Raw genomic sequence first — 13,633 nt, forward strand, 5'->3', positions numbered from 1 at the left:
ATAAGGCGCAGCGTAAAATGAAGGGACTCGAATGCAATAAAAACGAGGGGAAACGACCAGCATGAAAGCTACCGAAGCCAAATTACTCGCATTTTTGAAGAAATCACCGCAGTTCGTGATTCCAATCTACCAGCGCACTTATTCGTGGACTGAAAAGGAATGCAGGCAGCTTTGGGACGACATCGTTCGTACGGGTACAAACGATGCGGTTTCGGTGCATTTTGTTGGCTCCATTGTTTATATCGAAGAGGGGTTGTCCCAAGTGTCGCATCAAGCGCCGCTGCTCGTCATTGATGGGCAACAGCGCCTTACGACCGTAACGTTACTGTTGGCAGCGCTTGCTGAGGCTCTCGGGGATGAAGAGCCCGTGGACGGTTTCTCGACAAGGAAAGTGCGTAACTATTACTTGCTGAATCCCGAGGAGACGGGTGAGCGTCATTATAAACTGCTACTCTCCCAAACCGACAAAGCAACTCTCACTTCAATCGTCGCTCAAAGTGAAATGCCGTCGGCGCACTCTATTCGCGTTCAACAGAATTTCGAATTATTCAAAGACCTAATCGCGTCTTGTAAGGGCGACCTCACTGCTGTTTGCAACGGGCTTGCCAAACTGGTCGTTGTAGATATCGCCCTCAATCGAGACCAAGATAATCCCCAGCTCATATTCGAAAGCATGAACTCTACTGGGCGCGAGCTCAGCCAGGCTGATTTGATCCGAAACTTTGTATTGATGGGCTTGGAGCCCACGCTACAGACCCGGTTATACGAGCAGTTCTGGCGACCTATGGAAATTGCGTTCGGGCAAGAAGCCTACAATACGCATTTTGATGCCTTCATGCGCCACTACCTCACGGTCAAAACGGGCGACATTCCAAAACTCGATGAAGTGTACGAGGCCTTTAAAGGTCATGCGCGCGCGATTGGAGCTAGCGATCAGGCTGTTGAGCCGCTGGTCAAGGAGCTCAGAGACTATGCACGGTATTACTGCGCAATGGCACTTGGGGCCGAAGTTGATCCCGAACTCAAGCTCGCGTTCCATGATCTTCGAGAGTTGAAGGTCGATGTTGCATACCCGTTCTTGCTTGAGCTTTATCACGATTACGCAAGCGACATTCTTGGCAAAGCAGACCTTGCTTCCACTGTTCGCATGATCGAGGCGTATGTATTCCGCCGCGCTATTTGCGCAATCCCCACCAATTCAATGAACAAGACCTTCTCAACATTCACCAAGGCTCTCAAGAAGGATCGCTATCTTGAGAGCATAAAAGCGCACTTTCTTGGCCTTCCCAGCTATCGCAGATTTCCCAAGGACGAAGAGTTTGAGCGAGATATCCAAACGCGAGATTTGTATAATTTCCGTAGCCGGAGTTATTGGCTTCGGCGGTTTGAAAATTTTGGGCGAAAAGAACGTGTCTCAGTCGATGAGTACACCATCGAGCATATCATGCCACAAAACGATGAGCTTCCTTCCGCTTGGCGCAACGCCCTAGGCCAAGAATGGGAACGCGTTCACGAAACTTGGCTACACACGCTCGGCAACCTCACGCTGACAGGGTATAATTCTGAATACAGTGACAAGCCGTTCGGTCAAAAGCGCGACATGGAGGGAGGATTTAAGGAAAGCCCGCTGCGCGTAAATGCGGGCCTCGGTCTGCTCGATACGTGGGACGAAGATGCCATCAAGGCGCGCGCTAAAAAGCTCGCCAAAACCGCCCTTGAAGTATGGCCATCGCCGTCCTTGCCGGCGGAAATTCTTGCCGAATACAAACCAAAAACTCCGACAAAGGAAAGCTATTCTATTGAGGATCATCCCCACCTCTCCACACCGGCATTAGCCAAGCTTTTTGGAGCTTTCCGCAAGGAGGTTTTAGCGCTTGATCCATGCGTGACAGAGGAGTTTCTAAAGCGGTACGTCGCCTACAAAGCTGAAACAAATTTCGTTGATGCCGTTCCTCAAGCCAAACAGCTTAGGTTATCCTTGAACATGCCTTTTGCTGATATCAGTGACCCCAAGGGCGTTTGTAAGGACGTTTCGGGGATTGGCCGTTGGGGTAATGGGGAAGTCGAAGTTAAACTCGGTCGTGTTGAAGAACTTCCCTACGTAATGGGTCTCATTCGGCAGTCATTGGAGCGGCAGCTCGGCAACGACGAAGCTGCCTAGCAGCTATAGATTTGGGTGATAGTGTTCCAGTAAAATGCGCGTTAGTTGTTCGCCGCGTTTGGTCAGTAACTCTATATCATCATCCGACATGGGATTAAAATCGGTTGGGTAATCAAAGGTCTTGTCGCGTGCCACAAAGTCTCCAGGCCGATAGGGCAATTTCCCGTCAATCTGACCAAGATACGGCAATATGAAACCCGCGATTTTTCCTGAAGATTCCAGTTCATGGAGAAGGTTGTAACTCAGTACGTGGGTGCGCCGATGGATGGTACTGATCGTAGAGAGCATTCTTGAGCGCCAGAAAAACGGTAAATCACTGCCCGAAGGCATGCCCTGACCAGCGTCACAACAGATGATGAAATTCACATCTACTACGTTCGTGCTGAAGGAATCAGATCGACCTGGCAGAAGGGGCGTCACGCCCAAATTATCGTAGACCCCACCGTCTGTAATGATCACCCGGCTTTTGCTGCGTATTCCAGACTTATCGAATTCCTGTTGCTTATCTAATGCTGGCAACAAGGCAGGAAATGCAGCTGAGGCTGCGACCGCCTCTGAGACATGTGGCGAATATGTAAGTTTTCCGTAGCGCCAGCAGCCCGATGCTTCTGAGCCATAGCGAAATGCCGTTCCCGTGCGAAGCTCTGCTGCGTTGATCATGGTCCGAAGGTTTTGACGTTTCACATCAGACATTGTCTGTTTGCCAAAAATCTTCGTTCTCAAATGCCGTTCGAATGCAGTCGTACGGCTTGCTCGTCGTCTGAGTGGCGCTTTTATTTTGTCGACGAATTTAGTAATCCACTTGTTCCGTAGGCCGACAGCGCTGGAAACAGAACCTAGAACGCCAACGATAGAACCAAAAAGTGACGCGACACCAGCAGTCAGTAGCGTAGCGCCAATCTTGATTGTTTCTGGCGAGAGCAGCGCCTGTCGTACGATCCCCCACACAAACCCTTTGCGGAGCAGATTGCACACATTCTTGTCGAAGGTTTCGAAATCATCGTCCGAGTATGCATACAAGGCAGCAATAACACTGCCGCCGGACACTGATGACAGGACTTCGACCCGTTCAAGAATGCCTCGATCCTGCAATGCCCTCATGCAACCCAGATGGAACGCGATTGCGCGAGAGCCGCCTCCTGACAACGCTAGTCCTATCTTGGTGTCCACGCCAATCATCGAGCCAGACCCCGCGCTTTTAGATAAGCCAATACGAACGCCTCGATATCCCGCCTGCGATAGAGATAAAATTTGGGTGTGGGTGAAGTCGCGGCAAATCCGACGATCATCATAACAACATGTCGAGGGGTGGCGTCCTGCTCCATAAGCAATTGAACCATTGCCTGGAGGTCATCGGTGCTGGGTTTAGGCTGCGAGACCGGATGCGTGTGCCAGATGCCCACAAACCGGCTGGAACCTTTTGTCATCAGGTCAATTGACTGGGCCAGTTCATTGGTGCCGTTCGTGCCACAAAGAAACTGTGCCGCGCTGGCTTCACTATCAGATGGAGGCATCGTCGCCCGATCCAGGCGGATAATTTGATGGCTGTCATCAATTTCCCCAAACAATAGGCCGCCAGTTTCGACGCGGTCACCAACCTCACGTCTTGAACGAGCAATTTCCGCATCAATGGAGGCCTGTGCGGCTGCATCAAGCCGAACGGTGTAGCCGTGAATGTCTTCCGGATATTCAGCGCTAGGTTTGAACACAAACGAAAGCGTGCCTTTGCACTCGTCCGCCTCGTGCAATCCTGGGCCGGGCAGAAAATCGCAACTTGCTTCAGCAGATTCCAATTCAGACACTCTACGCAGTGCCAACGTCAGCAGACCGGATGCATGAAAGCCAACCGCAGAAGCTGAGCCTACGAACGTGGGCTCGGAGCACCCCGGCTCAGGCTGAAATACCGTTTCCTCCGCTCGCTCCGGCCAAAAAGCGGCTGCGCTTTCGCCAACCTGATTCTGAGAGAACACGGCCAGCTTTGAGCGCCTGGCGATCTCAATTGGCCCGCCTCGGAACTCCGGCATGCGCACAATCGACATGCCATGTTCAGCTCTAGCACTGACGCTCACAGATGCCAGCGGAGCGGACAGATCGCCACTTGCTGACATAGATTCCAAGTGATGGGAAACGAATTGTGATGCCGTCGCATCAATAATCAAATCTATCGAACCCAAATCAACGTACGTTTGAAGCTCGTGCCTTACATCGTGAAAGTGAGGGATGACCTCACACCCTAGAGAAAGGTCATTCAGTCGCTTAGCCAAACAATCTGCCTTTGAGCGCGCAATATCACGCTTGGCGTATCTCTGCCTAACCAGAATTCCCGGTTTAACGGTACTGTTGTCTACGACATGCAAGCGCTCAGCACCCGCACGAACGATGTCTTCGCCAATTGGGCTACCCAGTGCACCTGCTCCTAGAAGAAGAATGGTCTTGCCTAAAAGCCAACTCGACGGCGTTTCCTCGTCACGCCGTATGACAATCTCGGGCCTGTTTTCGAGTACGCGGCACCAGGCAGTAGAGGCACTCAATGACCAATTGACGAATGATTTGATATGTTCGGAACGCGCTTCAGATTCTGCGAACGCGGATCGCAGCAGGTCCATCGTGTCCGCCGGAATTCTCCACACCGCTAGGTGTTGGGTCACGGGTGAACCCGCAGATTTTCGGCGCATTGGTGAGCCAATTACAATATCAAATGGATTGCCCGACTCGGTGTGAAAGGCCTCGGTTATAAAGAGGTCGTCGAGTTTGCCGCGCTCAATACCTCTGGTCTCTAGAAGATCGAAGAGCTTGCTCACTTTATCTGGGTATTCAAAAGCCAGAGGCTGATCGAGCAGTATTGCGGGGATTGCCTCGTGTCCGTCAGATACTTCCTTATCTGTGGACCATTCGGCGATATCATATTTCTGTTCTGAATGTTTTTTGAGGCCAGCCCAACCAATCCAATTTCCCGCGCCAACACGGACTTCAGGTGTATCAACGTAGGGAATGAACCACACACTCTCCGTCGGAAAATTCGCCGGGGGGTGAAGTGGGGCATCTTCTGGGTCCAATTCACCCAGCGCGGCAGCCTTAAACCACCAATCCACTCTGGAGAAAAATCCATACATGCCATCAGATGGCACCCATTCCGTTTCTGATGTCTGGTAAAGGCAGAGGTGGTTTCCCCAATTTACATGGGCACGGCCGGAATGGTCGTTATGCCGGAAATCGAGGCTGGGTGCCTGAAAAGGAAATGAAGGTGGGATACGTATTCTTAGCGGCTCGCGCTTTCGGAATTCGATCCCGCCTTGCTTTTTTGGAAACAAGAGTGTTTCCAAAGTAATATCCGCGCGCAAGCTCTCTCCATCCCCACACGGATAGACTTCGGTTATGCCAAGTGGGCTATTAGGAGCTGCTGCTATATCTTCGAGCTGTGTAAGGGCCAGCGCCTGATTTGGATTCACTTAGAACTCGCCGAAACCAACTTTCTGCGATGGGGGATCATCACTCCCTCTCGCCGCCTTTACAGCAGCGGCGAGCGAATTCTCCCCATCTGAATTTGCATCAAGCGCATATGCTATGTCGCCGTCTTCTCCGGCTGAGAAGATGAGCGGCTCACCGGCTTCGCCGTCTTCCTGCGTACAAATAAATCCGCCCTTGGCGATTTCTTCATAACGCGCTTTGGCTTTTGCATGAGGAGGGTTCGCTCCATCGCTGTCGCTCGATGGTACTTTCTCGCTGCTAGAAACGATATACCCATTGTCTACCTGCGTGTCCGTAAAGTCGTCCAGGATGTCTTGCTTCAGAACCGTCTTTCCATCTTCATCCTGATACATCACTGACTTGCTGCAATGATGCGGAGCCAAGAGAACCTGCCACGACAGATACTGATCGTTGCCGTGCTCCTTGGTAACGTCGAATATTTTGCGAATTGTGGGATACTTTAGATCGCCAAACAGGAGCACGCCGCCGATGGAAGCATCGTCCCCCAGTACAACCTGCATCGCCAGACTCGTATCATTGCGGTCCCCAACGCTATCGTCCTTAAAAGGACCATGGATGAAGGCTTGAAATTTTCCCGCCCGATCCTCACCATCCAGCATCGTTACAAGATTTCCGGGCGTAGTGAAGAATTGCTCTGGGAAGCCCGTGTAATGCTCTTCTGCCAGAAGTTCGTCGTATCCGATCAATCGAACTCTGTTCCCCGCGCCAGGGTCACCACCGGCTTTGATCGTTTCGGTAACCCGCCGATGTGCCTCTTCCCGAAACGCGACGGCGTCATCGCAAAAGTCATCTTCGTGTTCTCGGAACACTCTTGGGGTGAACCAAAGCTCGCCAATTTCGACACGATCTAGCAGTTCAGCAAATCCCTGCACATGGTCTTTGTCTGGGTGCGTGAGCGCGAACGCCGCCAAATATGGGTTGCCGTCTTTTTGAGGGAGGCTCTCTTCCAGCTTATCCACGATCGCTGCGTGATCGTCTTCATCATCTTCTGACTTGCCCAGGTGCCTGATATCTAACTGGAAAATAGTTTCCTCATCGACCACTATCGTTGTGCTGTCGCCTGTGCCGACGGGCCAGAATATAAATCCAGGATTCTCAAACATTTCGCGTCTCTTCTATTTTTAGATTGTTTTAAGTGTACCATCGATTCGCGGAGAACATAAGAAGAACTTAAATCTTTGGTTGCTATGAAGCAATAGCGCACCGGCAAAACCGACCGGGCTCTCGTGAACCAAGCCCGCCAGGGCGGTCTTGGCCATTCGGCTTCGATCCCTCGCCCAAGACTTAGGGCGCTGCCCTCACCGCACTTCGCAAAAAATAGACGGTCTCCCGAGGCTCGGCGCTAAAGCGCCTGCGCCCGCCGTCGATTTTTCACTCCGCTTGGACACCCGCTGTTCGCCACGAGGCAGGGTTGCATGTGCAACCCATACCCTACGGGAGATCAGTGAAATGAAAGATCAGGACAGTGAAATCAGAATCTATGTCGCCTGCTTAGCGGCTTACAATAACGGCATTCTTCACGGACGTTGGATCGATGCCAATCAAGACGCTTGGGCGATCTGGAATGAAGTTTCGAAAATGCTCAAGGCGTCCCCTGAAGCGGACGCGGAAGAATGGGCCATTCACGACTATGAGGGCTTTGAAGGCGCATCCATCAGCGAGTGGGAGGGCTTTGAACGTGTTTCGGAACTGGCGGCGTTCATCGCTGAGCATGGCGCGCTAGGCGGAAAGCTGATCGAGTATTTCGGCAGTCTGAAAGATGCCGAAGCCGCTTTGAACGACCGCTATGCGGGAGAATACCGCTCATCGGCTGACTTCGCCCAAGACATGACAGAGCAAGGCAACACCATCCCCGACAATCTACAATACTACATCGATTGGGAGGCGATGGCGCGGGATTGGGAGATCAACGATATTCTGACCATCGAAACAGGCTTTGAGGCCGTCCATATCTTCTGGAGGGCATAAGCGATGACAGGCAAGACCTCCAACCCACATCTCACCCTTCAGAAAACAGGCTACAAGCCAGGGCATCCTTGGTACTATCTGCTTGGCGGTAAGCCGCTCACTCCGAAAGAAATACTCAATGCCACGCATCGATCCGGATATCGGGGATATGCGCAAGAACGCCTCATGGCGTTGGAAAAACTAGCAGAGCCAAAACGTTCGCAATCTCTGCGCTCCGAGCGTGACAAATTTAGAAGCGATCTGCGCCGCGACATCCGCCGCTATCGCGCTTGCACCCGTCAGCTTCGCCAGACGGTCACGATAATTCGCGATGGTGAATCGCCAATCTCTTGCGATGATGTCTACACAGCCCTCAGCCTTAAGCACAATCACATCGTCAATAATTTCGGCCATCTGATCCTGCTTGATGAGCTCCTCTCAAAACAGAAAGACTTGTTCGACTTCTGAGAGCTCAAAGCACAGCAAACTCGTTACAGCTCCGGCTCAGGCCCGCGCTTACGGTCTGGCTTAGCCTGACGACGTTCAAGGAAAGCCCGCTTTTTCTCATCGGGCGTCATATTTGCCCGCGCTTCAAACGCCTCGCGCTCCTGCGCCACAGCCTGATATTGTTGGCTCAGCCTATCACGTTGTTGTGCCATTCGCCTTTGGAAGAATATCCGTTGTTCCCGCTGGCGTTGGATCAGAGCTTCTTTCTCGGCCTGATCACGCCTCTGCGATTCCAGAGCTTCTGCTTCGTTCTCACGTTTGATCCGAGCATTCTCTCCGTTCAGCCATGACCATGCCCGTTTGAGCAGGCCATTGGGGAACTTGGATTGTCTCGCCCGAACCTCCTCAATGCGGCGTTCCTCGATCTGTCGGAGCGCCTCGGCGCGTTCGACTCTCTGATGGTCAATAAGAGCCTGTTTCTGCACTGAGCGCTCCGCCAACCGCACTGCGTTGCGGGTTTTCAGCTCCTGCCCGTACCCCGCCAACTTCTCCGCCATGTCGCGGGCGTATTGCGCTCGGACGGTCTCAATATCGGGGAGGTCTTTTTCTGTTCCCAATCGCTTCCGCACGGCCTTGGTCTTAACGCCAATCCAGCGCGGCAGGCTCATAACCTCACTCTGATGATCTACCACGACGAAGCCGCGCCGATCTCCGCGCGCGAGCCTGAATCCTTTATCCTGCAAAGCGTGCTCAAAGGTGGCGCGCGTGTCGCTCATAGCCCAGGCCGCCTGCAGATCGGCTTTGATCTCATCGGCGTGCCGGCCTGTGCGTTTCGCCTGCTGGTATTGCTCAAGCGTATAGTTGAGCGGGTTGCGTTCCTGCGCATTGATAAGGCCGCGCGGCACATCCCATCCATGCTCGATGAACAGCTCTCGGCTCACATCGCGCATCTTCAATCGATTGAATGGCATAGGGATCGCCCGCATCGTCTCGGCATCAATGCGCGACCAGACGACATGGCAATGCCGATCCCGATGCTCGCCCTTCTCATGAATGACAATCACGCGGGGTTGGCCGGAGAGTCCCAAAGCATCTTCAGCTTTGGCAATCGCCTTCTCAAAGTCATTAGCGCAGGCATTGGCGTCTTTGGGGGGTGACAGGCTCAGCGAGAATAGAGGCTTCTGACAGCGCGTACCCTTGGCGAGCGCTTCGATCTCCTGAAATGCCCCTCGCACATCATCAGCCATGAAGCCTTCAACGTCATGCACCTGGACGTGCTCATTCTCATCCGTGCGCATGAGGTGGATCGCCAACTCGCGCCCTCCGCCTCTGGCATTGCCATGCAGAATCATGGCGCGCGGCCCCCATAGCCAAGCGCGGCCATGATGTCCTGCCGCAGAGCCTTCAGCTCGGCGCAAGTGTCATGAAGCTCATCCGCGAGATCGGGCGTGAGAGGTAACGCCCCGATATTGGCTGCTTTGGCGATCTGGTTGAGGTTTTGAGAAATGCGAGATTGCCCCAATACGCCCAGCACTCTGCCTAGCGCTTCGCGATCCACTTTCCGACGACGGGAGCGATATTGCGGCCCGTCGAAGAGGCGTGACTTGATGTAAGCGCCCAACGGCTCGCCATCGGCCTTTTCAGTCAGCTCAGCACGCTCAACTTCAGTGAGTCGCAAGGAAAACGGGGCTTGCCGTTTGGATCGCGCCGAGCGTGGAGGGCGGATGGTGATATCGCCATGTCCTGCCGCTTCGGAAAACGCCTCGTAGGTCTTGGATCCGCCGGGTCTGCTCATAGTCCCAGCTCCTCAAGCTCATACTTGTAAGGCCTTAGCTGGTCTTCGATTGCGGCGAGTTCGTCGAACAGAGTGTTTAAGTCCACTCCGTCCAGCGGCACCATCTTCCCCTTACCTGCCACACCCTGCACCGGGCAGCGATGCCTTTCCCGGTCAGGCTTGCGGGGCTCAAGGCAGCCTCTACGCGTTGCGGTCATTCCGGCAAGCCGGCGCCAGAGATTGACCCCATTGAGCGCTCGCCTTGACACAGAAGGAAAATTCGCCCCGAACCGGGTGTTTGGAGGGGAGACTTGTCCCGCTCACTGCCCAGCTGTCGCAAAATGTGTCTCTTTCGACACAGTTTCGTCACGATTGCAGATGGAAATGACAAATCCTTCACTTAGTCATTGACGCCTTTAAAGCCGGTTGCCTAGCGTAGTTGGCAGGGCTGCTCGGGCGTCGATCAGTCTCTACAACTGTCAGGGTATGCTCCCCGGAGGTCCTCCTCCGGGTGAGCACTTATGGAGGAGGTCATTTTGACCCAAGATATCTGGAAGAAGAAGCTTCTCGCGACCACGCTTTTTGCTGGCGTCGCAGGCGGCATCTGGGCAGGCGCTGCCATCGCGCAGGAGACGAGTTCGACTCCGGCGGCAGAAGCGTCTGACGAAGAAGAAGAAGCCCCTATTGTTATCGAAGAAGTAGCCGATGAAGACGAGGCCCGTCAGGAGCGCGTCGTTGTCACCGGTTCGCGTCTCGCGCGCGACGAATACTCAAGTGTTTCGCCCCTTCAGGTGATCGATGGCGATACGGCTCGGGACCTTGGTCTCGTCGACGCATCCGACCTGCTCGGTCAGACGACGGTTGTCCAGGGTCAGCAAACCACGACCGGCCTGTCCACCTCCGCCGGTCTTCTGTCAGACAACGGCCCGGGTTCCGCGACCGCATCGCTGCGCGGTCTTGATGCAGGCCGGACACTGGTCCTCATCAACGGCCGCCGCCTTGCTCCGGCCGGTGTGCGCGGCGCACCCAGCGCGCCTGACCTCAACCTGATCCCGGGCTCCCTGATCGAGCGCGTGGACGTCCTGCTGGACGGCGCTTCGTCGGTTTACGGTTCGGACGCTGTTGCCGGTGTTGTGAACTACATCCTGCGGACGGACTTTGATGGTCTTCAGCTCGATGCTTTCTACACTGACCCAGAAATGCGCGGCAATGGCGGCAAGCAACAAGTCTATACCGCGTCGCTCGGCATTTCGAACGATCGCGGCTACATGGCCTTCGCCGCTGAACATAGCCGGACCGACGGCTTCAGTCGTGGTGATTTCGGCAGCTTCTACTATCCCTACACGCTGCCATGCCAACGCTTCTATGCTCAAGGCCAAAGCGGCGATCTGTATGAATCGTGCACCGGTTCATTCGGTGCTGGCGCCGTCAGCGGCACGCCATTCGGCTTCCTCTATTACGATGAGGGCTTTGATTACGGCGCTCCGCTTCCGCCAAACTTCCGCCCGATCCCGGTTACCGCAGACCTGCTGACGCCTGGATCGGTTAACGGCTCTCGCCTGCTGCTCTTCCCTGAGGAGCTGAACGCGACGCTTACGCCGGACTTCTCGCGGACCACCTTCTACACGACCGGTGAGTACGAAACCGACCTGTATGGCGACCTGACGGTCTATTTCGAAGGCTCGCACGCCTATCGTGATACCTACACCAACACGTCTGGCCAGGGCCGTGTCCGCATTCCGGCCGATTATGCTCTCAATGAGCTTGGAGCAACGGGTACGCTTTACTACAACAGCCGGTTCGTGAACGAGACGAACGTGGCCCAGTCGCGCCTGATTGGTGGCATGAAAGGCGAACTGCCCTTCATGAACGCCGGCCCGCTCGACAACTGGGGCTATGACGCTTACCTCAGCTACAGCCGTTCGTCCGGCAATGACGTGGTTAGCGGTATCCCGTTCTATCCGCGTCTGGAACAGACCCTCTCGAATACTCGCTTCGACTCAGCTCTGGGCGAGTTTGTCTGTGATCCGCGCGGTGTTACCGGTGAAACGCAGACCGTAAGCTGCCGTCCGCTGGACTTCTACGACAGCACGTTCATCAATACGGGCCGCTTCTCTGATCCGGCTGATAACGAGTATCTGTTCCCGAACCGCATCACTGACACGACCGTCGAACAGACCGTGTTCAACGCTTACCTGTCGGGTGATCTGTTCGAACTGCCGGCCGGTCCGCTCGGCATGGTGATCGGTGTCGAACTTCGCGATGACGCGATCGAGACGAGGACGGACGCCGGTGCAACTGCCGGTGACTTCTTCGGCTTCTTCGCCGACCCGGGTTCGAATGGTCAGCGTAACCTGCAGGAAGCCTTCATCGAGCTTGAAGCGCCCCTGCTTGCGGATATGCCGCTTGTTCACGAGCTCACCCTGAACGGTGCGGCCCGCTGGACCGAGGAAGATAACTTCGGGTCCCAGTGGACCTATCGCATCCAGGGCGTCTATGCGCCGACCGACTGGGTCAGCGTCCGCTCGACCTACGGTACATCCTTCCGCGCACCGAACCTCGGTGAGCAGTTTGGTGGACGCGTTGTCGGCTTTGGCGACCCGAGCGATCCATGCCGGGTTCCGGGCGTCGCGGTTCCGTTCGGTGACTATGACAACGACCCGAACACGCCGGATACGCGTGAATACCAGCCTAACCTTGATCCTCGTGATCCGGAGGTCATTTCAAACTGTCAAAATGGCGGCGGTCCTTTCGGCCTCGAACCGACCGATCCGACCCAGCTCGGTATCGGCGGACTTGGTTCAACGAACCCGGTCTTCTTCGGCGCACCGACCCAAGTCGCTTCGGGTTCCAACCCGAACCTGGCGGCGGAAACGTCCAAGGCCCTTTCGGCTGGTATCGTGTTCGAGCAACCGTTCACGGACGCCTTCGACCTTCGTGCATCTGTCACCTACTTCGACATCACGGTTGAAGACGAAGTTGACCAGCTGACGGCAAACACCATCGTGAACCGTTGCTACAACTCGCCGAACCTCAGCGATCCGCAATGTGCGTTTGTTACGCGTGCACCGCGTGTTGCGGGTGACGATACGTCTGGTGAAATCACCTTCGTGAACGCCCTCAACCAGAACCTGGGTGACCAGACTGTCGAAGGCATCGACTACAACATTGAATTCAATTACGAATTCAATGTTCCTGGCCTGGAAGGTCCGGTTGGTTACGACCTCATCGCCCGGGCGACGCAGTCGCTGACCCAGACCGAAGAACAGTTCCTGGTGGACGGCATTTTCGTCGATGACGATCTCGGCGAATACGGCAATCCGGAATGGCGCCTGAACTTCACCAACATCCTCAACTGGAACGACTACCGTCTCCTGTTCCAGTCGCGTTACATTGGTGAAATGATTGAAGACAATGATGACCCGTTTGACCAGGTCACGTCCGGCTTCAATCCCTGCGTCCAGGCTGGTGACCAGTTCCCGGCAGGCTCTCCGCAAGCACCGAACGGCGCCGCCTGTATTTCCTACGACAATGCAGAGGAATACTGGGTGCACGACATGTCGGTTGCCTGGCAGGGTGACACCCTGATTGTTCGCGGTGGTATCAGCAACGTCTTCGACGAAGCTCCGCCGCTGACCAACAACAACGACCTCGGTACGCTGGGCGGTATTGGCTACGATCTTGGTGGCCGCACGCTGTTCCTGAACGTTACCAAGACGTTCTAAGCGGTGCATCAGTTGCGGGCCGGGTAGCGAGCCCGCGACCAACAAACCGAATGAGCCCGCGACACGAGTTGTCGCGGGCTTTTTTTGCGC

General features: G+C 54.8%; 9 protein-coding genes. 4 read left to right on the forward strand and 5 right to left on the reverse strand.

What is annotated here, in order from left to right; translation table 11 throughout:
* Nucleotides 1-61 precede the first annotated feature (61 nt).
* Complete coding sequence (locus D1223_RS13760) at nt 62-2,161, forward strand: GmrSD restriction endonuclease domain-containing protein (protein WP_119376982.1); 2,100 nt, start codon at nt 62-64, stop codon at nt 2,159-2,161.
* A 3-nt stretch (nt 2,162-2,164) separates the two neighbouring features.
* Here the strand turns inward: D1223_RS13760 and D1223_RS13765 are convergent, their stop codons facing one another.
* The 3 genes from D1223_RS13765 to D1223_RS13775 all read right to left on the reverse strand — a co-directional run bounded on the left by D1223_RS13765 (nt 2,165) and on the right by D1223_RS13775 (nt 6,753).
* Complete coding sequence (locus D1223_RS13765; protein ID WP_233353167.1) at nt 2,165-3,340, reverse strand: patatin-like phospholipase family protein; 1,176 nt, start codon at nt 3,338-3,340, stop codon at nt 2,165-2,167.
* A complete protein-coding gene (locus tag D1223_RS13770) occupies nt 3,337-5,502 on the reverse strand; it encodes a ThiF family adenylyltransferase (RefSeq protein ID WP_158588490.1) in 2,166 nt (721 codons plus the stop codon). Before D1223_RS13770 ends, D1223_RS13765 begins: the two co-directional genes overlap by 4 nt.
* Nucleotides 5,503-5,610: 108 nt before the next feature.
* Nucleotides 5,611-6,753, reverse strand: coding sequence for a ComEC/Rec2 family competence protein (locus D1223_RS13775; protein WP_119376984.1), 1,143 nt, complete (start codon nt 6,751-6,753; stop codon nt 5,611-5,613).
* Between the two features lie 346 nt (nt 6,754-7,099).
* Here D1223_RS13775 and D1223_RS13780 point away from each other — a divergent pair, with 346 nt between their 5' ends.
* Both D1223_RS13780 and D1223_RS13785 read left to right on the forward strand, forming a co-directional pair.
* Nucleotides 7,100-7,618 (forward strand): antirestriction protein ArdA, encoded by a 519-nt coding sequence (locus tag D1223_RS13780; RefSeq protein ID WP_119376985.1) that lies wholly within the window; start codon nt 7,100-7,102, stop codon nt 7,616-7,618.
* 3 nt (nt 7,619-7,621) lie between these two features.
* Entirely contained in the window at nt 7,622-8,065 is a 444-nt protein-coding gene (locus D1223_RS13785) for a hypothetical protein (protein WP_119376986.1), read from the forward strand.
* A 23-nt stretch (nt 8,066-8,088) separates the two neighbouring features.
* On the opposite strand, the gene D1223_RS13790 is transcribed toward D1223_RS13785, so the two are convergent.
* Together D1223_RS13790 and D1223_RS13795 are read right to left on the reverse strand one after the other, a co-directional pair.
* A complete protein-coding gene (locus tag D1223_RS13790) occupies nt 8,089-9,357 on the reverse strand; it encodes a relaxase/mobilization nuclease domain-containing protein (RefSeq protein WP_147372835.1) in 1,269 nt (422 codons plus the stop codon).
* A 35-nt stretch (nt 9,358-9,392) separates the two neighbouring features.
* On the reverse strand, nt 9,393-9,839 hold the full coding sequence (locus D1223_RS13795; protein ID WP_119376988.1) for a MobC domain-containing protein: 447 nt from the start codon (nt 9,837-9,839) through the stop codon (nt 9,393-9,395).
* A 515-nt stretch (nt 9,840-10,354) separates the two neighbouring features.
* Here D1223_RS13795 and D1223_RS13800 point away from each other — a divergent pair.
* A complete protein-coding gene (locus tag D1223_RS13800) occupies nt 10,355-13,543 on the forward strand; it encodes a TonB-dependent receptor domain-containing protein (protein ID WP_158586674.1) in 3,189 nt (1,062 codons plus the stop codon).
* The last annotated feature ends 90 nt before the right edge of the window (nt 13,544-13,633 follow it).

Origin of the sequence: Henriciella mobilis, assembly GCF_003576285.1 — a bacterium.
GTDB classification, from domain to species: Bacteria; Pseudomonadota; Alphaproteobacteria; order Caulobacterales; family Hyphomonadaceae; genus Henriciella; species Henriciella mobilis.

What these genes read in the sequence shown, in the direction of transcription:
- D1223_RS13760 (WP_119376982.1), top strand. Translation starts at nt 62, where the DNA reads ATGAAAGCTACCGAAGCCAAATTACTCGCATTTTTGAAGAAATCACCG.
- D1223_RS13765 (WP_233353167.1), bottom strand. Translation starts at nt 3,340, where the DNA reads ATGATTGGCGTGGACACCAAGATAGGACTAGCGTTGTCAGGAGGCGGC.
- D1223_RS13775 (WP_119376984.1), bottom strand. Translation starts at nt 6,753, where the DNA reads ATGTTTGAGAATCCTGGATTTATATTCTGGCCCGTCGGCACAGGCGAC.
- D1223_RS13780 (WP_119376985.1), top strand. Translation starts at nt 7,100, where the DNA reads ATGAAAGATCAGGACAGTGAAATCAGAATCTATGTCGCCTGCTTAGCG.
- D1223_RS13785 (WP_119376986.1), top strand. Translation starts at nt 7,622, where the DNA reads ATGACAGGCAAGACCTCCAACCCACATCTCACCCTTCAGAAAACAGGC.
- D1223_RS13795 (WP_119376988.1), bottom strand. Translation starts at nt 9,839, where the DNA reads ATGAGCAGACCCGGCGGATCCAAGACCTACGAGGCGTTTTCCGAAGCG.